This window comes from Paludisphaera mucosa (assembly GCF_029589435.1).
GTDB classification, from domain to species: Bacteria; Planctomycetota; Planctomycetia; order Isosphaerales; family Isosphaeraceae; genus Paludisphaera; species Paludisphaera mucosa.
In genome coordinates, this window is record NZ_JARRAG010000002.1 from 4,279,059 (window position 1) to 4,299,946 (window position 20,888).

The following is a 20,888-nucleotide window of genomic DNA, read 5'->3' on the forward strand; positions in this document are numbered from 1 at the left end:
GGCTTCGCATCCGGGCGACGTTCGATCAGGGGCGGCCACGCGGCCGTCCCAGGAAGGAAGAAGGCCATGTTTCGATCTCTCCGCTGGACCGCCCTGCCGCTGGTCGCCGCCGCGCTCGCCTGGGCCCCCGCCCGGGCCGCCGAGGTCCGCGACCAGGCCGGGATGTTCTCGCCGCAGGCCGTGAAGAAGGCCCAGGTCGAGCTGACTCGCGTGGAAAAGCAGACCGGCGTCCCGATCATCATCGAGACCATCGAGTCGATCCCCGGCCTCGCGGCCGACGCCTCGATCGAGGCCAAGAAGCGCGCGATCGACTCGCTGGCCGAGAAGCGCGACGCCGAGCTCCATGACGAGGGGATCTACATCCTGCTCTCGAAGAAGGACAAGGTGCTCTCCCACGTGCTGGTGCGTCAGCGGCTCGCCGGGGTGCTCCCCGAGTCGACCCGCCGGACGATTCGCGAGGCCTTCGTCGCCCCGTTCAAGGACGGCGACTACGACGGCGGCCTCGCCGCCGCGGCGACGGCCATCGACGCCGCGCTGCCGGACGAGCCCGTCGCCGCCGCCCGCGCGGCCGGGCCGCGAAGGCTGGTGCCGGCCGCTCCCGCCCCGGGCGGCGGGGTGGTCGTCGAGCGCCGGGCGCAGCAGGGCGCCCAGTTCGGGTTCGGCACGCTCCTGATGATCGCCCTGGGCATCCTGGGCGTCCTGTTCGTCGTCCGCCTGCTGAGCGGGGCGTTCGGCGGCGGCCAGGCCGGCTATCCTCAGGGCATGCCCCGACCGGGCCCCGGCATGGGCGGCCCGGGCTACGGACCCGGCATGGGCGGGCCCGGCTACGGCGGCGGCTATGGCGGCCGGGGCGGCGGGTTCTTCTCCAGCATGCTGGGCGGGATCGGCGGCGCGATGGCGGGGAACTGGATCTACGACCAGTTCTCGGGCCGGAATTCCGGCCATCACAGCGACGCTTCCAGCTATACCCCGATGACCGGCCAGGACGACTTCGGCCCCACTTCCCCCGACGGCGGCGACGCCATCATCGGCGGCTCGGATGACAGCCAGGGCGGGTCCTGGGGCGATTCGGGAGGCGGCGACTGGGGCGGCGGCTCCGGCGGCGGCGACTGGGGCGGCGGTGGAGGCGACGACGGCGGGAGCTGGTGATCCGCCGAAGCGGCCCGAGCCTGCGGACCTCGTAACAAACAGACGCCCCACCGAGCCGCCGGCCCGGTCGGGGCGTCTTCGCTTTCGAACGGCGGAAGATCCCCGCTCAGCGCAGGTCGAAGTCGGCTTCCAGGACGCTGCCGGACGTCAGGTCGATCTGGACTTCGCTGTTGAGGTTGTAGCGGGCGGGGACTTCTTCCTTGAGCTCGATCTCCTCGCCGCGGCCCCGGGCTGCGATCATCTTGTTCACGTCGTCGTTGCGGATGCTGCTGAACTCGACGTGGTAGCGGGCCGGGGCCAGGCCGTACTCGGCCGGGACTTCATAGCGGCCGTCCTTGACGTAGCCGCCGAAGGCCCAGGGGTGCGTGGCGTCGACCGAGATGAACCGGACCATCCCCTTGGCCAGGGGCTTGCCGTCGATGCGGACGTATCCGGAGAGGCCCTGGAGCGAATCGTCGCCCTGCGAGGCGTAGTCGTAGACGAGATAGCCGAATCCCAGGAACGTCAGGAGGGCGAGCGAGACCTTGAAACGATGGATATTCACGTTCAGCTCCATACGCTAGGGCTCCCGCGGGGTCGGGCGACCGTGGCGGGGCGATTGAGGCGGGTGGGGCGAGGCGGGCGCTTCGGCGCGCCGGAACTCGAGGTTCACGTAGCGGCAGGGTCTGGTCCACCGGCCGGCGAAGGAGGGGTCCGGGCACGGTTGCGACGGTTCGTCGAGGCCGTCACAGCATGACGACGCCTGCATTATATCGGCGATGCAGGTTCGCCGCCAGTGGGAAAACCGGCACGGTCGGTCCGATCAGTCGGGGACCCCGGTCAGCCGGAAATTCTCGCTGGAGACGCTGTAGCGCGGCGCCAGCACCTCGCGCGACCGCCGCAGCAGCCAGTGGCCGCAGGGGACGAGCAGGGGCCGGACCAGCACGGCGTCGATGGTGATCCCGACCACCAGGGCGAACCCGAGCTGGCGGAGCGAGCCCAGAGGGCTGAACAGGAACGAGGCGAAGCTGCACGCCGTGATCGCGGCGGCCGACGAGATCAGGCCGCCGGTCTGGCCGATCGCCCGGATGATCCCGCCCCGGAAGCCGTGCCCGGCCGTCTCCTCGTGCAGTCGGGTCATGAGGAAGACGTTGTAGTCCACCCCCACGGCCACCAGCAGGACGAACAGGAAGTAGGGGACCTTCCAGTCCAGGCCGTCGGCCCCGAGCATGGTGACGAAGACCAGGTGGGTCGCCCCCAGGGCGAAGGCGTAGGTCAGGACCATCGTGGCGACCAGGTTGAAGCAGGCCAGGGGGTCGCGGAGGGCGATCATCAGGACGAGGAAGACGCCGATGGGCACGACGAACCAGCTCTGCACCTGGTCGGCCCGGGTGAGCGTGCGGACGTCGGCCGACTCGGCGTTGGCGCCGGCCACGGCGGCCGTGACGTGGATCCCCTGGTACTCGACCAGGTAGTCGGCCAGGCGGCGGCGGATGGTCTCGACCTGGTTCATCGACCCGTCCGAGAAGACCCGGTCGGCCAGCGTGACGTCGATCCGGGCGCGACGGCCGTCGGGCGTGATGTAGGCGTCGAAGCTCTTGAGCAGGTCGGGGTTCTCCTTGACCGTCTCGGGCGTGATCAGGAGCCGGTCGAGCGCCCGGCGGCCCAGCGGGTCGGCCAGGATCGCGCTGACCTCGCGATGCGCCCGTTCCGCCCCCCTGGCGATCTGCCCGGCCCCCTCCGCCGCGCGGGTCAGCTCGCGGAGCAGGGTCTGGGCCGGCTTCTCGGGGGGCGTCGCGGGGGCGGCCGCCGGGGCCGGGCGGGGGTCGCGGCCACGACCGGCGGGGCGAGCGGGGCCGGGGCGGGGGCCGGACGTTCGGCGGGGGCGGCTTCCCTGGGGGCGTTCGCCAGGCGGACGGCGGCGTCGAACAGGCCCGAGCCCTTGTCGCCGACGCGGCGGCGGGCGCCTTCCTTCGCGCCCTGGAGCAAAACCTGGTTGAACGCCGAGGCGAGCGCCGGGGTGTTCCAGGTGGGCGGGACGCCCTGCGACCAGAGGAGGGCCGCCGAGGCGGTCCGCAGGCCCTGCGAGAGCGCCTCGGGGGCGGCGGCCGCCGGGTCGGCGGCGGAGGGCGGGGCGGCCGGGGGGGCCTCGGCCTTCTTCGCCGCGGGGCCGCCGGTGAAGTTCAGCCCCAGCTTCTCCTCCATCCAGAGCGCGGCCTGGAGCTTGGCGGCGCCGGCGTTGAGCCCGCGTTCCAGGCTCGATCCGCCTTCGGCGAGCTGCCGGAAGCCCTCGTCGACCTCGCCGAGGCGCGACGACAGCCGCGCCCGGCTGAGCGGCTCCGGGCTCCCCAGGGGCTGCGTGGCCGAGCGGACCTCCTCGTTGCGCCGCTGGTGCGAGAGCAGCCGGCTCACGTCGTCGATGAGCGCCAGCCCCTGCGAGCTCCGCAGGTTGACGTCCGAATCCAGGACGATCGTGAGCGGGGCCGTCATCCCGGGGTCGAACTTGGCCAGGATCAGCCGCAAGTTGGCCGCCGACTGGGCCTCCCGCGGCATCTCGGTGAGCATGTCCATCACGAACCGGGTCTGGCCCCCCAGCACGGCCAGGGGGATCATCGCCCCCAGCGTCAGGGCCCAGCTCCGCAGGGGCCGGGCCATCGCCTTGCGGCCGATCGCCTCCCAGAAGCCGTTCGACGGCCCGCCGAACGACTCGAAGCAGGCCGGGCGGATCCGCGCCAGCAGCACGAGCAGGGCGGGGGTCAGGGTGAGGGTGGCCAGCAGCGAGATCGCCAGCCCCAGGGCCACGCTAGGCCCGGTCGTCGAGAAGAGCCGGAACTTGGTCGTCCCCATCAGCAGCAGGCCGATCATGATCGTCCCCGCGCTGGTGACCAGGGGGACGAACGAGCGCGCCATCGTCATCCGCATGACGCCGGCCGGGTTGCGGGGGTTGAAGTGCTCTCCGAACCGCCAGGAGAGGAAGAGGCAGAAGTCGGTCCCCGTCCCGAAGAGGATCGCGATCAGGAACAGCTCGACCAGGGGCGAGATCTGCCAGCCCACGCCGCAGAGCCAGGCCAGCACGCCCCGGGCCACCACCAGGCTCGCCCCGATCGTCGTCAGCGGCACCAGGGCTAGCCAGAACGAGCGGTAGACGGCGATCAGCACGATCAGCAGCAGGACCACGGTGACGATCGCCGCGCGGTCGAGCGAGACCTGGACGAGCCGCATGTAGTCGCGGCCGATGACCGAGTCGCCGGTCCAGAGGACCTGGAGGCCGGCCACGTCGGAGGTCGCCTTCCGCAGGTCGTCGGCCTGCGCGTGCAGCCAGTCGACGGCCTCGTGGGCGGCCGGGGCCACGTTGGCGGCGTCGAGCGGGGCGACGATCAGCAGGGTCGTCCCGTCGCGGCTCACGAGCCGCTCGGCGACCTCGGGCTGCGAGCCGGGGCCCAGCACGCGCAGGATGGCGGCGGGGCGGTCGGCCGCCTCGAACCGCCCGGCCAGGGCGGCGGCGAACCGCCTGTCGGCCTCGACGAGCCCCCCCGGCCGGTGGATCGCCGCGACGGCCGTCGACTCGTACGCCTGGTCCGGCCAGCACTGGCGGACCAGCTCCGCGGCCCGCCGGCTCTCGGCCTCGGTCCCCAGCAGCTTGGACTGGCCCTCGGCCGCCAACCGCGTCAAGTCGGGGGCCGTCAGGCCGACCCCCAGGGCGATCGCCAGCCAGGCCGCGGCCACGCAGAGCGGGCGGCGGCTGGAGAACGTCTTGATCGATTCCAACAGGGGCATCGCTCCCGACTCCTGGGCCTGCGTCGCTCCGTCCGCCGATCGCCCATCACACCAGAAAACTTCGTGCCGGAGAGAGCCGGGGGTCGACGCCTCCTGGATCCCAGCGTCGGGAAGGCGGCGGTGGGCTTCTCATCCTCTCCAGGTCGCAAGCTCGCCGCTCGCGCCCGCCGACCGGAATCCCCGCGCCGGCCGCCCGGGGACGTCGCCCTCAATCGTGCGGAGGCTCGGCGAGCGGCCCCGGCCGTCCCGCGTCCGGGGTCGCCGGGCCGTCGGTCGTCCGCCGATGATTATTACAGAAATCGATGCGGTCGCCTATGCTCGGATGAGACGCCCGGAAGATCTTGTACACCCACCCGGGACGGGGGTTTCCCAGGTTCTCCTGCTGGAGCTTCACGAACGCCGTCCCGCCCGAATGGTTCATCCCGGTCAGGTCGATCGCGAACCGGTCGGCCTCGTGCTCCTGGTAGCGGCTGTACGCCATGGCCGCCGGGCTCAGGCCCAGGACGGCGACCTGCAAGAGCACCAAAATCAGCGGCACCGAGGCCACGTCGCGGAGGTCGTCGAACCCGAACCGCCCGCGATGCCGCTCGATCAGGCGATGGGCCAGGCGATGGACGAAATACAGGCCGACCAGCGTGACCGCGAAGGACAGGAAGATCGAGCGGACGACGTGGCCCAGCACGTAATGGCCCATCTCGTGGGCCATCACGAACAGGACCTCGCGCTCGCCGAGCCGCTTCAGCAGCGTGTCCCAGAGCACGATCCGCTTGGAGCCCAGGAAGCCGGTGACGTAGGCGTTCACCGCCTTCGTGTCCACGCTCTTGTCGACCTCGAACACCCGCCCCGACGCGATGCCCGCCCGGTCGGCCAGGTCGAGGATCGACCGCTCCAGGGCCTTGTCGTGCATCGGCCCGAAGTCGTTGAACAGGGGGTCGATCCAGAGCGGCTTCACGAATACGCCCAGGAACAGGAAGGGGATCGAGGCCAGCGCCATGTAGAGCCACCACCGCCGCGGGTCGAACCGCAGGAACGCGTACGCCCCCAGGGCGATCAGGACGGCGACCCCCGTGTTGACGGCCAGGTCCAAGGCGTGATCCTGGGCCCATTTCGCGAGGGTCTGGTTCGACAGCCCGTACGCGTGGAGGCGGACGAAACCCTGATAATAGTCGAACGGCAGCTCGATCAGGGCGGTGAGGAACAGGTAGAGCACCACGTAGACGGCGACCGTCCCGGACCGACTTCGGCCGATCCATGCGGCGAGGTTGCGGATCCGCGCCGAGAAGCCGGAGAAGAGGATGACGGCCGGCAGCGCGATCGCCCAAAGACGGTTGAACGCCCAGAATCCCATCCCGGTGCGATAGAAGGTCATCGCCTTCTCGGACGGCTCGGGGACCGCGACCGGCTCGCTCTCGTCGACGGCCGCGACGGCCGCGGGCCGAGGGGGTTCTTCCGATCGGGCCGTGCCGACGGCGCCGAGGCCGACCAGGAAGACCGCCGCGAACCCGAGAAACACCTTCGCCATACGCCGAGCCCCCACGCCTTGAAGCCGCCCTCCCTGGAGAAGGTGGTTTTAGCACGCCGTCGGCGTGCCGGGACAGGGGAATCCCCCGGCCCGCCCGGGCGTCGCGGTCCCGAGGGCTACGGAAGCGCCCCGGGCCCGGTAGACTGGGACGGAGCGAGGGGGACGCGCATCGCGGCCGTCGTCCGGGTCGTCGGTCCATCCTCGCGGTTCGGCGTCGGACACTCGGAGGTTCGTCATGAAGGCGGTCGTGATCAAGGGCAAGGGGGGGCCGGAGGTCCTGGAGGTCGTCGACGTCGCCACTCCGGAGGCGCGGGGCGAGCAGGTGCTGGTCCGCGTCCACGCCGCGGCGCTGAACCGGGCCGACCTGCTGCAGGCCAAGGGGATGTACCCCGCTCCCGCAGGAGCGCCGGCCGACATCCCGGGCCTGGAGTTCGCCGGCGTGGTCGAGGCCCTGGGACCCGACGTCCACGATGCGGTCCAGGTCGGCGACCGGGTCTTCGGCATCGTGGCCGGCGGGGCGCAGGCGGAGTATCTGACGACCCATCCCCGGATGCTCGCGAAGATCCCCGACGCCCTCGACTACGAGGCCGCCGCCGCCGTCCCCGAGGCCTTCCTGACGGCCCACGACGCCCTGATCACCCAGGGCCGGTTGGAGCCCGGCGAGAGCGTCCTGATCCACGCGGCGGGCAGCGGCGTCGGCACGGCGGCCGTCCAGATCGCCCGCGCGATGGGCTGCTCGGTGCTGGGGACCTCGCGCACGGCCGACAAGCTGGAGAAGGCCAAAGCCCTCGGCCTGGATTTCGCGATCGTCAACCCCTCGGGGGCCTTCGCCGACGAGGTCAAGCGGCACACCGGCGGCGAGGGGGTGCAGGTGATCCTCGACCTTCTCGGCGCCAGGGCCCTCGCCGAGAACCTCGCCGCCGTCGCGCGCCGGGGGCGGATCGTGGTGGTCGGCCTCCTGACCGGCGCGAAGACCGAGATCGACCTGAACGCGCTCCTCGCCCGTCGCGCCGCGATCATCGGCACCACCCTTCGCGCCCGGCCGCTGGAGGAGAAGATCGCCGCCACGCGGCTGTTCGCGGCCCACGTCGTCCCCTGGCTCGAACGCGGCGTCGTCAAACCGGTCATCGACTCGACGTTCGCCCTCGACGACGTCCGCAAGGCCCACGAGCGCATGGCCTCGAACGAGGGCTTCGGCAAGGTCGTGTTGAAGCTCTGAGCGACGCGAGCGGAACCCTCACTCTGCTGCGCTGACGCCCGAGGGGAGGCCGTGGGGCGAGGCGGGCTCGGCGTCGTCGCCGGCGAGAAGGCCGTCCTGGATTTCGAGGACGAGGTCGCGGGGGGTGATGAAGCGGCGGTCGTGGGTGACGACGACGAGCGTGGTGTCGGACGACTCCTGCAGGGCGCGGAGGATCCGGTAGATCTCGTCGCCCGTCTTGCTGTCCAGTTCGCCCGTGGGCTCGTCGGCGAGGACGAGGAGGGGCTGCTTGACCAGGGCGCGGGCGATGGCCACGCGCTGCTGCTCGCCTCCCGAAAGCTGGTACGGGTGGTGGTCCAGGCGGTCGCCCAGGCCCACGCGGGTCAGCAGGTCGACGGCCCGCGCCCGCTGCTCGGCCGTCACGCCGCGGGGGAGGAACGGGATCAAAACGTTGTCGACGGCCGAGAGGTTGCTGATCAGGTTGAACGACTGGAAGATGAACCCGACCTTCTCGCGGCGGTAGTCGTTCTGCTCGGCCTCGGACATGGCGATCAGGTTGCGGCCCTCGACCAGGATCTCGCCCCGGGTGGGGCGGTCGACGGCCCCGAGCATGTAGAGCAGGGTGCTCTTGCCCGAGCCGCTGGGGCCGACGATGAACGCGAAGCGGCCCTTCTCGATGTGGCAGGTGAGGCCCCGGAGCGCGTCCACGGTCCGCGTCCCGCTCTTGTACGACTTCCAGACGTCCACCACGTCGATCATCGGCCGTCCTCGGTACTGCGACAGGTGACCCGACCCCGGGCCGGCGTCAGTGCGACCCCACGCGGATGGCTTCCATCGGCGCCATCCTCGCGGCCCGCCAGGCGGGGTACAGGCCCCCCAGGACGCCCGTCGCGACCGACAGGCCCAGGCCCAGCACCAGCGAGAACGGCGACACCCCCAGCCTCAGCCCGCCGCCGAGGAACTGGTTCGCCACCACCGTCCCGATCCAGGCGAGCAGGCAGCCCACGACCCCGGCGAGCAGGCCGAGGTACGCGCTCTCCAGCGTGACCAGGCCCAGCACGTTCCCCTGCGACCAGCCGTTGGTGCGAAGGACGCCGAACTCCACGAACCGCTCGGTCGTGCTCATGAGCATCGTGTTGACGATCCCCACGATGCCGACGAGCAGGGCCAGGCTCACGACCAGCATCAGGACCTTGTCCACCTGGCCCATCAGCATGCCGAAATTCGCCTGCACCTCGTTCATGCTGCGGGCGCTCACGCCCGGCTCCGAGGCCTCGATGGCCGCGCAGACGGCCTGATAGCCGGGCGGCGTCTCGGCCTCGACGTAGATGCTGGAGACGGTCTCCTTGGGCATCTTGAGGATCTTGCGGGCGGTCTCCACGTCCATGACGATGACCACGTCCAGCAGCATCGAGCCGGTCTCGTAGAGGCCGACGATCTCGCAGTCCTCGTCGCCGATCCGCAGGTGGTCGCCGACCTTGCGCGGCGAGCCCTCGGCGTTGGGGAAGTTGCGGGCGATCTTGCGGCTGATGACGATGTTGGGCCGGCCGAGGTCGCGCTCGTCGAGGAACCGCCCCTCGCCCCGTTCCTTGAGCGCCCGGGGGAAGACCGCGCTCTTGAGGCCCTTGTGCGAGGGGATGTCCTGGCCGGAGATGACCGGCTGGTCCCAGATCGAGCCGGCCCCCTTGGTCATCAGGCCGCCGACGCTCCGCATGAGCATCCCCTGGCCCTCGACGTTGGGGGCGATCCCCCAGACCTCGGGCGCGACGGCCCGGACGCCGGGCACCTTGCGGATCTTGTCGACGACGCTCGTCGACAGCGTGCTGGCGACGGGGCTGGGCGTGTTCTCGCGGAGGACGATCACGCCCTCGATCTGGCTCAGCGTGTCGCCGACCATGTTGCGCAGGCCGTCGGACAGGCTGAAGAGGCCCAGGACGCCCAGGATCGGGATCGAGAGGCCGATCAGGGCCAGGAGCGTCCGCATGGGACGGGTCAAAAGGTTGCGCCAGGCGAAGACACCCATGGATCAGTCGTCCGTCCTGTATGGGGCGAGGTCGGAGGCCGGCCCCCCACTTCTTCCCCCCGCGCCCGCGGGAGCCGGCCCGCAGGATCGGAGGAGGAAAGCGAGCTGGTCGATCGACTCGACCGAATCCGTTCGTCTCCGCCGCCCGACCGTTGGAAAGGCGGCCCGAAGGCCCGACCCGACGTCGCGGCGATCGGCGGGCGCCGACGCCCCGCGCGTCATCGCGACGCCTCGGCCGACTCCCCCCGAGGAGAGAGGTCGGCTCGGCGTCGGCGTTGGGTCGGCTTGCGGCGGATCACGTCGCGTCCGGCTCCGGGTTCGGGGCCTCGGACGGCGGGGGCGGCGAGCCTCCCGCGTCCTCGGGGTTGGGGCCGTCCTCCTCGCGCGCCTGCCAGAGCTGTTTAAGCTGGCCGAACGTGCGGAGCGGGACGCTGCCGGTGAGGGCGTCCTTGGAGAGGGGAGGGGGCGGGGGGGCGGGACGCGCCGGGCGGGGTGCGGCCGGCGGTTCGTTGCGATTGTCGGGGCGAGGGCCGCCGAACCGGCCGCCGCCGTCGCGGGTGAAGCCGCCGCCGCCGCGGGGCCTCCGCGACCCTGGCCGGGCCCGCCGCCGCCTCCCGGACGATAGCCGCCCTGCTGGGGCCGCCGCTTCCCGTGCGATAGCCGCCGCCCTGGCCTGGGGCCTGGGCCGGGCCGCTGGGGGCGGGCCCGGCGAACCGGCGCGGGCCGGCGTCGCCGCCGCCTTCCGGCCGGGCGTCGATCGGCGGGGCGCCGACCGGCGGGTTCGTGAGGTTCGAGGGGCCGGGACGCGGGCCTCGGCCGCGACGGGCCTGGCCTTCGCCGCCCTGGCCCTGCTGCTGCGGGGCCCCTTCGCCGCGACGGCCGCCGCCGCCGCCTTGGCCGGCACCGCGATGCCGCTCGGTCCCCGGCTTGACCATCGTCAGCGAGACCCGCTTGCGGTCCTGGTCGACCGACATCACCCAAACGGTGACGACGTCGCCGACGCTGACGACGTCGTGCGGGCTCTTGATGTAGCGGTTGGCGAGCTGGCTGATGTGCACCAGCCCCGAGTCCTTCAGGCCGATGTCGACGAACGCGCCGAAGTCGACGACGTTGAGCACCGTCCCCTTCAACTCCATGCCGGCCGTGAGGTCTTCGAGCTTGAGGATGCCCTTCTTGAAGATCGGCTTGGGCAGGTCGTCGCGAGGGTCGCGGTCGGGGCGGCCGAGGGCCTCGATGATGTCCTTGAGGGTCGGCTCGCCGACCTCGAGCTCCTGGGCGATCGCGGGGACGTCGGCCTCGGCGAGCCTGGCGCGGAGTTCGGGGAGCTTCTCCTTGTCGCGGACGACGTCGGGAGCCGACTCGAACTTCTCCAGCAGCCGGGACGCGGCGGCGTAGCTCTCGGGGTGGATCCAGGTGCGGTCGAGCGGCTGGGGTCCGTCGCCGATCTTGAGGAAGCCGGCGGCCTGGGTGAACGTGGCCGGCCCGACCCCCTCGACCTCGATCAGCTCCTCGCGGTTGGCGAACGGGCCCTTCTCCTTGCGGCGGTCGGCGATCCGACGCGCGGTGAGCTGGTTCAGGCCCGAGACGTAGCGGAGCAGGGGGACGCTGGCCGTGTTGAGGTCGACGCCGACGAAATTGACGCAGCTGGCGATGACCGCATCGAGCGAGTCCTTGAGCTGCTTCGGGCTGACGTCGTGCTGGTAGAGGCCCACGCCGATGTTCTGGGGCTCGATCTTGACCAGCTCGGACAGCGGGTCCTGGAGCCGACGGCCGATCGAGATGGCGCTGCGGAGCGTGGCGTCGAACTCGGGCAGCTCCTCGCGGCCGATCGGGCTCGCCGAGTAGACGCTGGCGCCGGCCTCGTTGACGATCACGTACGCGAGCTGAGCCAGCTGGGCGTCGGCCGCGTGGGGCGCGGGGGGCGTCTGCGGCGGCGGCGGCTGGTTCCGCGACCGCGAGCCGCGGCTCTTGCCGCGGCGGCCCTGGCCCTCGCCCCGATGGCGGTCGCCCTCGTGCCGGGACGAGGTCGGGGTCGGCGTCGCGGCCGACTCGCCACCTTCGGCGGGGACGGGGACGGCCTGATGCTCGACGACCACATCGCCCGCGGGCACCTCGGCCGGCGTCTCGCCCGCGGGGGCGTCGGCGGCGGCTTCGGGGGCGTGCGCATGGGCCTCGGCGGCCGGCGCGGCCTCGGCGACGGGCGATTCCGGGGCCTCGTGGGCGGGGGAGGGGGGCGCTTCGTGCGAGGCGTCGGCCGTGGGGTGGGCGGGATGGTTGTTCGCGCCCTCGTGGACCTCCTCGCCGGCCTGCGTCTCGGGGCTGGTCGACTCGGGGGCGCCGCCGGAGATCGGCGGCAGCTCCTCGCTCTGGAGGTCGTGCGGGGCGGCGACGCCGTCGTCGGCCTCATCCTCGTCTTCCGCGTCGTCCGGGACGATGTAGGGGCCGGGATCCGCGGCGGGCGCCTCGGCCGTCATCGCCTCTTCCTGCAGGTCGTGCGGGTGGGCCTGATGCTCGTCGACGGCCGGGGATTCGGCCTCGGAGTACGACGTCTCGTCGACCTGCGGCGTCTCGTCGACCTGGAGCGTCTCGTCGACTTGCGGCGTCTCCTCGGCCGGGGCCTCGTCGTCGTGTTCGGACGGGGCCTCGTCGTCGCCGGACTCGGCCGGGGCCTCGTGCTGGGGCTCGGCGACGGGCCTCGAGGCGGCGGCCGCGACGGCGGCCTCGGCGGCGGCGCGGGCCTCGGGGTTGGTGCTGAACTCGTGGCCCTCGGCGATGATCTCGGCCACCAGCTCCTCGGTCTCGCGGCAGGCGGTGCCGTTGCCGATGGCGACGACGCCGACCTGGTACTTGCCCACGAGGTCCTTGATGAAGACCTTGGCCTCCGACCGCCGGCCCTGGGGGGCGTGGGGGTAGACGATGCCCTGCTCCAAAAGGTTGCCGTTGGGGTCGAGCACCGCCACCTTGCACCCCGAGCGCAGGCCGGGGTCGATCGCCAGGACGACCTGCTTGGGGATCGGCGGCTGCAGCAGCAGGCTGCGGAGGTTGCGGGCGAAGACGTCGACGGCGTGCTTCTCGGCGGCCTCGGTCAGGTCGTGGCGGACCTCGCGCTCCATGCTCGGCAGGATCAGGCGCTCGAGCGCGTCGACCGCGGCGGCGTGGAAGGCGTCGGCCTGGGGATGGCCTTCGAGCGGGAGCTGGCCGAAGAAGGCGGATTCCAGGTCGGGCCGGGAGACCTCGAGCTTGACCTTGAGCGGCCCTTCCTTGTCCCCCCGGTTGATCGCCAGGACGCGGTGGGGCGGGACCTGGGCGACCGGCTCGCTGTAGTCGAAGTAGTCGCGATACTCCAGGCCCTGGCCCTCGGGGACCTCGCCCTTGGTGGTCACGAGTTTGCCGGTCTTCCACACGGCCTTGCGGACGGCCTCGCGGACGGCGGCCATCTCGCTGATGGCCTCGGCCAGGATGTGGCGGACGCCTTCGAGGGCCTTCTCGGGCGAGTCGACGCCCTTCTCGGCGTCGACGAACTCGGCCGCGGCGGCGGGCAGGTCGGTCAGCGTCTCGTCGCGGTTCCAGATCCGCGCGGCGAGCGGCTCGAGGCCGCGCTCGCGGGCCTCCGACGCCTTGGTCCGCTTCTTGGCCTTGAACGGCAGGTAAAGGTCTTCGAGCCGCTTGAGGTTCTCGGCCGAGCGGATCGCGACGTCGAGCTCCGGCGTCAGCTTGCCCTGCTTGTCGATCGCCTTGAGGATCGTTTCCTTGCGCTCGGCGAGGTCGCGCAGCCTCTGGATCCGGACCTGGATCTCGCGGATCACGACCTCGTTGAGGTTCCCTGTCCGCTCCTTCCGGTAGCGCGTGATGAAGGCGACGGTGTTGCCCTCGTCCAGCAAGTGGACGACGCTCTCCACCTGAACGCGCCGGATCTGCAGGTCTTGCGCGATTCGGCCCAGGTCGACCTGAATCGGGTTGTCCATGGAGCCTCTACTCTGCACCAAGGTGTGACGACGGCGATGGGGGGGGCGAGGCTGGCCGGCCTCGGCCGGGAGCAGGCTCGCACCCCAAGGAGACGGCTCGCGGTTCGATCCGAGCGCACGAAGACGCCTAGCCTTGTAACAAGTTTGGACAACTTATATCATCGTCCATTCCGTGTCAAGGACCCCGTCGAGCCCGGTCGCAAGCCCAAGTCGTGCCGCGATCGGACTTTGGGATGGGAACTGGGAAAGATGGGCAAAGCGAGTCGACTTCCTCGCACGCCCGAAAGCCGGCCGCGCCCCGAGGGCCGGCCGGCCTCCCTGGAGGGCGTCAGCCGCCCTTGTTCCAGTTGAAGTAGAACGGGAACGGGTAGGGGCCGGGGCCGGGCACCACCGGGTCGACGTCGTAGATCGGCACGTAGCTGCCGTTGCTGTAGTACATCCCGACGGGCTTGTACGGGTGGGCCATCCCCTGGAAGACGCGCAGGGGCCGGGGCCAGGGCTTGGTCGCCGCCGTGATGGTCGACGAGCCCGGGTTGCCGTAGAAGAACGGGTAGACGCTCTCGGTATCCGCCGCCTTCCAGCCCAGGCCGTAGAGGCCCTGGTCCTTGGGGTTGATCCGCAGGTGCTTGACCGCGCCCTTGTCGGCGTAGCGGGTGGCGTAGAAGTTGTCGCGATACTTGTCCGGGGGCAACGACCCCGGGACGTCGGTGAACCGCATCACCAGGCCGCTGCGTTCCTCGAGTTCGGGGACGCGGGGCGGGGGGATCTGGGCGCGGGCGACGCCGCCGAGGGCGGACGTCAGCGCCAGCGCGAGGACGAGGCGAAGGGGGGCCGCGGGGCGGGGCAGGGGCTCTGGCATGGCATTCCTTTCCATCCCAAGAATGGTCGCCGCCCGGAGGTCCTGCCCGGGCGTGATCGCGGGCGACGACGAAGGCCCGGCGCGGTTCGCGCGCCGGGCCTTCGCGGCCGTCACGGTTCCATGGAACAAGTCATCGGTCAGAAGCCGTCCGGGGTCCGCGGCGGGAAGGCGAAGAAATCGCGGGGCGAGCGGGTCGTGACGATATAGGGGACGTAGCCGGGGGTCAGCGGCACCGGGCCGCCGGCCCCGACGAAGTAATCGTACTTGGGTCCGGCCAGGCCGCCGAGCAGGCCGTGAAGCTTGCCCTTGAGCCCGCCGAGCGCCGCGAGGCAGTGCTTGCAGCCCGCGCCGCCGCAGTGCAGGCACCGCTTGAGCTTGGACAGCAGGCCGCAGCCGCCGCACGCCCCGCAGGCGCCGCCCTGGCCGTTGCCGTGGCCGGAACCGTGGCAGGAGGAGCAGGGGTCGCCGAAGCCGGCGCCGCCGCAGAACCCGCAACCGTTGCCGCCGCAGCCCTTGCACTTCAGCTTGTCGACCAGCCCCGAGAGGTGGTTGTGCAGGCCCGCGAGCCCGCAGCCGTTCTGGCCGCAAGCCCCCTGGCCGGCGGGCAGGACGACGGCCTGCCCCGAGGGGATCGACTGGCTGGTGGCGACCACCCCGGCGGGATGGTACGGGCCGAAGCTCTTGGCGTGGCCGGCCGGGAACGACCCGCCGCCGCCGATCACCGCGCCCGCACCGCAGGGGCCGCCGCCGCAGAGGCCGGCCAGGCCGGAACCGATGCCCGACCCGCCGTGCTTGCAGCCGCCCAGGCCCGAGCAAAGCCCGCAGCCCTTGCCGAAGCCGCCGCCGTGGCCGAGGCCGTCTCCCAGGCTATGGCCGTGGCCGTGGCCCAGGCCGCAGCCTTCGCCGCAGCCGGCGCCGTGGCCCAGGCCGTGCAGGCCCGCCAGCTTGCCCTTCAGGTGGCCCGCCGCCCCGTGGACCGGGCCCGTCACGTGCCCCAGCGCCTTGGCCGCCGCACCGTGCGGGTCCTTGGCGTAGTGGCCGTAGGGGACCGGGGGCGCGAAGTACTCGCCGCCGGTGTTGAAGTCGTAGGCCGGCACTTCGCCGGGGAGCGTGGGGAACAGGTGCCACCCGTCCGCCCGCGCCGAGGCGCACAGGCTCATCCCGAGCAAGGCGGCCAGGCCCAGGGCGATCGACGCCTCTCGCCGTTTTCCGAAGCAACGCATAGTCAATCCCTTACCTATGTCGCATGAATCCTCCTGAATCGTCCGGAATCAAGCGATGAGGACCGTGGCTCCCCGTGCGTCCTGCGCGGGGCGTCGCCGCCGATCTCCTGCGGCCATTTCTGGCCTTGCCTCAAGGGATCGGCCCCGGGCGGGGGCGGCCTCGAAGGAATCCGACGTTCGAAACGCCGGGAAGGCCCGCCCCCTCGCTACAGGCCGAGGGAGCGGACCATCCGGATCAGGCGTCGCACTCGGGGCGGGCCGGCGGGCTCAGCGGCCGCCCTTGCCGAAGACCATCGAGGCGGGCAGCTCGGTGACGGGGCCGGCGGCGTCGCCGTACGAGATCGAGGCGTGGGCGCTGCGCTCCGCGAGGACGCGGCCCTCGCGGGCGCCCCGGCCGATCCGGCTCAGGTCGGGCAGGTCGAGCAGGTGCTTGACGATCCGGGGACGGCCGGCTTCCTTGCCGCCGACGGCGGTCTGGGCGGGGGGGACCATGCCGGAAGGCATGACCGAGGGGTCGCGGAGCCCGGGCTGGGGGCCGGCGGCCATGTTGCCGGCGGCCGGCGTGAAGTTCCCCTGGCTGGCCCGCGCCACGCCGACCGGGGTCGGGTCACCGCCGCCGACGACCGCGCGGCCGGTGGGGAACTCGGCCGCGACGGCCTCGCCGCCGCCGCCGACGACCGCCTTGCCCGCCGGGTGGACGTCGGTCACCACGATCGAGCCGGGGACGATCGTCCCGCCCATCGCGGCCGCGTCGGCCTCGCACGAGGCGCAGCCGGTCGAGCCGGGGGCCGCGGCGAGGGCCTTCGGGTGGGCGTGGCCGTGATGGCCCGCGACGCCCGCCGGGAGGGCGCCCGGGGGCAGCGCGGCCGGCGGCGGCGGCACGTTGACGCCGTCGCGGGCCATCGCCCGGGCCCGCTGGCACTGGGTGCAGCTCCGCGAGCCGAACAGGCCCTTGTGCTCATGCTTGGCCGCCTTGGGGGCCGCGGCCGTCGTCCGGCCGGGGTAGGCCCGCGACGGGCCGGCGGGCGCCGTCCCGTGTTCGAGGACGATCGGGGCCGCCTGGGGGCCCGGGGCGAACGAATCCTGGCCGACCGCGTCGGCGGCCGACGCGGCGAGCGCCAGCCCGAGCAAGCCCGGGACCAACCGTGAGGGGGTACGCATGCGGGAACTCCTCTCCCATGGGGCCGCGGCCGCCGACGCGTCCGGGAAGCGGACGGGTGCGGGGCGCGGCCGTTGCGGTCGAAACCGGGTCGGCCATCTTGCTTTGACCAGAGCGATCGGGCTCGTCGAGGGGCTCCGCCCCCCGCCCGCCCGACCGGCGCCCCGGGCCTCCGGCCTGGAAACGCTTCGGCGCCGCGATCGACCGCCCGCGCCGGGCCATCCCGATACATCCCCTATCATCGGCACGCCCGCCCCCGGGCTTTCGGAAAAACCGCCCCGACCGGCCCGAGACGTCGAATGCGGCCGCCGGGGACGCGCCGGCCCGGCCCCCGACCGCGTCCGGGCGCCCCTGGACCCCGTCCCCGCGTCGGGTTACGATCGAGCCTCGGCCACCGACTCCGGCCCACCTTCGGAGCGACCGGGGGACGACCGCAGCGGAGACCCAGGTCCGTGACCCAGCCGAGCAACGAGCCGATCGCGGGCGGGGAGCCGTCGCCGACGCGGGCCGACCCCTTCCGGGACCTCCCCGGGCCCCGACCGGCGCCGTGGTGGGCCTGGGCCCTGCTCGGGTTCCTTTTCCTGGCCAACGTGCTCGCCGCCGTCGACCACTGGCTGTTCACCGCCCTGACCCTGCCGCTGGGCCGCGAGCTGGAACTCTGGGACGACCAGGCCGACTGGCTGGAGACCCTCCCCCTCATCGCCGCGGCGCTCTGGGCGCCGACGCTCGGCTACTTCGCCGACCACGTGCGGCGGCCCCGGCTGCTCGCGCTGGGGATCGCCGTCTTCGGCCTGGCGAGCGTCGCCACCGCCCTGGCGACCTCGTTCGAGCCGCTCCAGCGGGCGCGGGCCCTCGTGGGGGTCGGCACGGCGACGTTCGGCGTCGTCGCCCTGACGATCCTGATGGACCTGTTCCCCCGGACCGTCCGGGCCCGGGTGCTGGCGATCTACTTCCTGGCCGGCCCCGTCGGCGCGGCCGCGGCCCTGAACTTCGGCCCGGCCCTGGCGGTCGCCACGACCTGGCACACGGCCTTCCTGATCGCCGGCGCTCCGGCGCTCGTCCTGGCCCTGGCGAGCCTGGCCCTGCCCGACCCCGTCCGGGGCGTGAGCGAGGGGACGCCCGTCCCCAGGCTCCGGCTCCACGAGGCGAGGGGGGCGCGGGGCGAGGACTACGTGGACCTGATGGTCAACTCGTCGTTCACCTACGCCGTCTTCGGGCTGACGTTCACGGGGTTCGCGATCGGCGGCCTGACCGCCTGGCTGCCGACCTTCCTGACGGGGGTCCGGGGCTTCACCGGGCCCCAGGCGACGATCCTGACCGCGACGATCCCCCCGGCCGCCGCGGCCGTCGGCCTGCTGGCGGGGGCCTGGCTGGCCGATCTCTGGGGGCGGACCGACCCCCGCGCCTACTTCCTCGTCCCCGCCCTCGCGGCCTCGCTCGCGCTGCCGCTCTGGCTGGCGACGGCCCTGGGGCCCGCCCGGCCCTGGCAGTTCGGGGTGCTCTTCGCGACGATCGCCCTGCTGTTCGCCAACCTCGGCCCCTGCTACGCGATCGTGGCGGCGGTCGCCGCGCCCAACATGCGGGGCGTGGCCTGCGGCTCGGCCCTGGCCGTCTCGCACCTGCTGGGGGACGTCTGGTCGCCCCGGCTGATGGCCTGGGGGGCCGAGGTCTTCGGCCAGCCCGACGCCATGGCCACCTCGTTCGGCAAGGCGCTCGCCACCCTGGGCGCGACGCCCCGGGTCGTCGGCGGCCGGCCGGCCGAGAACGTCGCCGCCGCGCTTCTGTTCGCCGCGCCGACTCTGGCCGCGGCCGGATTCGTCCTGCTCGCCGGCGCCCGCCACCTGCCCCGGGAGTCGGCCCTGATGCTCGCCAACCTTCGCGCCGCGCCCCCGCCCGCCGGGGCCGCCCGCGTCGCGACGCCCCCGGGGCCCTGAGCCCGGCCGCCCCGGGCCGTCGGAACACGTGTTTCCCGCAATCGCATCATCACTCGTGAAGATCGGAGAAGAGTCGAGATGTCCACCCCCATCCGCGTCGCGATCACCGGCGCCGGCGGTCAGATCGGATACGCCCTGCTGTTCCGGATCGCGTCGGGCGCCCTCTTCGGCCCCGACCGCCCGGTCGCCCTGCAGCTCCTGGAGATCACGCCGGCCCTGCCCTCGCTGGGCGGCACCATCATGGAGCTGGAGGACTGCGCGTTCCCGCTGCTGACCGAGGTGAAGGCGTCCGACAAGGCCGAGGTCGCCTTCGCCGACGCCGACTGGGTCATCCTCGTCGGCGGCCTGCCGCGCAAGGACGGGATGAGCCGGGCCGACCTGATCCGCGCCAACGGGCCGATCTTCACCGGCCAGGGCAAGGCGATCAACGAGGCCGCCGGCCCCAACGTCCGGGTCGTCACCGTCGCCAACCCCTGCAACACCAACTGCCTGATCGCCAAGTCGCACGCCCCGAAGGTCCCGGCCGACCGCTGGTTCGCCATGACCATGCTCGACCAGAACCGGGCCACCGCCCAGATCGCCAAGAAGGCCGGCGTGCCGGTCTCCTCGGTGAAGAAGGTGACGATCTGGGGCAACCACAGCGACACCCAGTACCCCGACTACAAGAACGCCGAGATCGCCGGCGTGCCGGCCCCCAAGGTCCTCCGCGAGGATTCCTGGTTCACCGAGACGTTCATCCCGACCGTCGCCAAGCGGGGCGGGGCCGTCATCAAGGCCCGCGGCGCCTCCTCGGCCGCGTCGGCCGCCAACGCCGCCATCGACACCGTCGCCAACCTGTACCACCCGACCCCGACCGACGAGTGGTTCAGCACGGCCGTCGTCTCCGACGGCAGCTACGGCATCCCCTCGGGCCTCATCTACAGCTTCCCGCTCCAGTCCCGGGGCGACGCCGCCTGGTCGATCGTCCCCAACGTCCCCATCGACGACGACGCCCGCAAGCGCCTCGACGCCTCGGCGGCCGAGCTGATCTCCGAGCGCGACGCCGTCAAGGACCTCCTCGGCCCCGCCCTCTGAGCCCGGCCTGACAACCGGCTTCGTTCCCCAACCAAGCCATTCGCACTCAAGAGGCAAGTCCTTGCGATCCAAGGATTTGCCTCTTTTCGATTCGGCTTCGTTGGTCGAATTCGCTTACGATTTCTTGGCCGCGTCGCCTCGGCCGGCCTCACCTCGGAAGCCTTCAGGACGCGGCATTCCTGATGTCACTATAGTCACGAATGCCCAATTGCGAGCGCGGGACGCTCAGGGCAGGGGACGGCCGAAGAGCTGCACCGCGAAGAGGTCGCGCAGGTCGCCGGACGACGGAGCGAGGGTCGCGCCGACGCCCAGCTCGGTGAACTCGGCGTCCAGGATGTTGGCGCGGTGGTCCGGCGAGTCCATCCAGGCGGCGACGACGGCGTCGGCCAGCGCCAGGTCGGGGGCGACCGGGAATTCGCGGAAGAGGTTCTCGCCGATCGCCGCGGCGGGATAGCCGACGGCCGCCGCGCGGTCGAACGGCGTGACCCCGTCCACGACGTGCTCGACGATCCCCCGCGCCGCCAGATCCACCGCATCCCCCTGCGCCGCGGCCGCCAGCCGATCGCTCCAGGCCACAGCCGCCAGCCCCGCCGACGCCCGTTGCTGATTCGTCAGGTCCAGGATCCGCCGCGCGATCGCCGGGGCCAGGTCCGCCGCCGGCGCGACGGTCGGTGTCGGTGCCGGCGCGGCGATCGCCGGGGTCGCGACGCTCGCCGCCGACCGCGTGAGCCGACCCCGAGCCTTCGTGACGGCCGCAGCCTTGACCCGAGGCGCAGGCCGCTGCGGCACCGGTCGGGCCGCCCTCCGAACCGGTGGCCTCGCCGCCTCCAGGTCGGTCGTGGCCAGGAAACTCAGGGCGCATGCGATCGCGAGCGCCTTGGACAGGGCTTTCATGATGGATCTCGGCGTGAGGATTCCGCGGCGACGGCGACGTCCGACGGATCGTCCCACCCGCCAAGGAGAGGCCCGGCGTATGTGACACTCAGACGCCGGGAAGCGTCGCAATCTTACATGACGATCCTCACC

15 protein-coding genes are annotated in these 20,888 nt (G+C 72.5%); 4 read left to right on the forward strand and 11 right to left on the reverse strand.

Features of this window, described 5'->3' with window-relative positions; all coding sequences use genetic code 11:
• Positions 1-66: 66 nt before the first annotated feature.
• The gene (locus tag PZE19_RS26480) at positions 67-1,149 is read left to right on the forward strand and encodes a TPM domain-containing protein (protein ID WP_277863606.1); all 1,083 of its coding nucleotides are present in this window, start codon (positions 67-69) and stop codon (positions 1,147-1,149) included.
• A gap of 106 nt (positions 1,150-1,255) precedes the next feature.
• Here the strand turns inward: PZE19_RS26480 and PZE19_RS26485 are convergent, their stop codons facing one another.
• The 4 genes from PZE19_RS26485 to PZE19_RS26500 form a co-directional block, all read right to left on the reverse strand.
• Positions 1,256-1,693, reverse strand: a complete 438-nt coding sequence (locus tag PZE19_RS26485) for a hypothetical protein (protein ID WP_277863607.1) — start codon at positions 1,691-1,693, stop codon at positions 1,256-1,258.
• Between the two features lie 258 nt (positions 1,694-1,951).
• Positions 1,952-2,896 (reverse strand): MMPL family transporter, encoded by a 945-nt coding sequence (locus PZE19_RS26490; RefSeq protein ID WP_368411386.1) that lies wholly within the window; start codon positions 2,894-2,896, stop codon positions 1,952-1,954.
• Positions 2,881-4,905, reverse strand: a complete 2,025-nt coding sequence (locus PZE19_RS26495; protein ID WP_277863608.1) for an MMPL family transporter — start codon at positions 4,903-4,905, stop codon at positions 2,881-2,883. Before PZE19_RS26495 ends, PZE19_RS26490 begins: the two co-directional genes overlap by 16 nt.
• Before the next feature lie 208 nt (positions 4,906-5,113).
• A complete protein-coding gene (locus PZE19_RS26500) occupies positions 5,114-6,427 on the reverse strand; it encodes a M48 family metallopeptidase (protein WP_277863609.1) in 1,314 nt (437 codons plus the stop codon).
• 235 nt (positions 6,428-6,662) lie between these two features.
• Between PZE19_RS26500 and PZE19_RS26505 the strand changes: the two genes are divergently transcribed.
• Complete coding sequence (locus PZE19_RS26505; RefSeq protein WP_277863610.1) at positions 6,663-7,646, forward strand: NAD(P)H-quinone oxidoreductase; 984 nt, start codon at positions 6,663-6,665, stop codon at positions 7,644-7,646.
• Positions 7,647-7,664: 18 nt separating this feature from the next.
• Here the strand turns inward: PZE19_RS26505 and PZE19_RS26510 are convergent, their stop codons facing one another.
• From PZE19_RS26510 to PZE19_RS26535, 6 genes are all read right to left on the reverse strand, one after another.
• Entirely contained in the window at positions 7,665-8,384 is a 720-nt protein-coding gene (locus tag PZE19_RS26510) for an ABC transporter ATP-binding protein (RefSeq protein WP_277863611.1), read from the reverse strand.
• A 46-nt stretch (positions 8,385-8,430) separates the two neighbouring features.
• Complete coding sequence (locus PZE19_RS26515; protein ID WP_277863612.1) at positions 8,431-9,648, reverse strand: ABC transporter permease; 1,218 nt, start codon at positions 9,646-9,648, stop codon at positions 8,431-8,433.
• A gap of 401 nt (positions 9,649-10,049) precedes the next feature.
• Positions 10,050-13,613, reverse strand: a complete 3,564-nt coding sequence (locus PZE19_RS33385) for a Tex-like N-terminal domain-containing protein (RefSeq protein ID WP_277863613.1) — start codon at positions 13,611-13,613, stop codon at positions 10,050-10,052.
• 328 nt (positions 13,614-13,941) lie between these two features.
• Entirely contained in the window at positions 13,942-14,472 is a 531-nt protein-coding gene (locus PZE19_RS26525) for a hypothetical protein (RefSeq protein ID WP_277863614.1), read from the reverse strand.
• A gap of 137 nt (positions 14,473-14,609) precedes the next feature.
• Positions 14,610-15,695, reverse strand: a complete 1,086-nt coding sequence (locus PZE19_RS26530) for a hypothetical protein (RefSeq protein ID WP_277863615.1) — start codon at positions 15,693-15,695, stop codon at positions 14,610-14,612.
• Positions 15,696-15,962: 267 nt separating this feature from the next.
• Entirely contained in the window at positions 15,963-16,856 is an 894-nt protein-coding gene (locus PZE19_RS26535) for a hypothetical protein (protein WP_277863616.1), read from the reverse strand.
• 450 nt (positions 16,857-17,306) lie between these two features.
• Between PZE19_RS26535 and PZE19_RS26540 the strand changes: the two genes are divergently transcribed.
• Both PZE19_RS26540 and PZE19_RS26545 read left to right on the forward strand, forming a co-directional pair.
• Positions 17,307-18,788: an MFS transporter gene (locus tag PZE19_RS26540; RefSeq protein ID WP_277863617.1), complete on the forward strand. Its 1,482-nt coding sequence runs from the start codon at positions 17,307-17,309 to the stop codon at positions 18,786-18,788.
• Positions 18,789-18,866: 78 nt separating this feature from the next.
• Positions 18,867-19,862, forward strand: coding sequence for a malate dehydrogenase (locus PZE19_RS26545; protein ID WP_277863618.1), 996 nt, complete (start codon positions 18,867-18,869; stop codon positions 19,860-19,862).
• Positions 19,863-20,087: 225 nt separating this feature from the next.
• Here PZE19_RS26545 and PZE19_RS26550 read toward each other — a convergent pair whose 3' ends face one another.
• Positions 20,088-20,756, reverse strand: a complete 669-nt coding sequence (locus PZE19_RS26550; protein ID WP_277863619.1) for a CAP domain-containing protein — start codon at positions 20,754-20,756, stop codon at positions 20,088-20,090.
• Between the last annotated feature and the right edge of the window lie 132 nt (positions 20,757-20,888).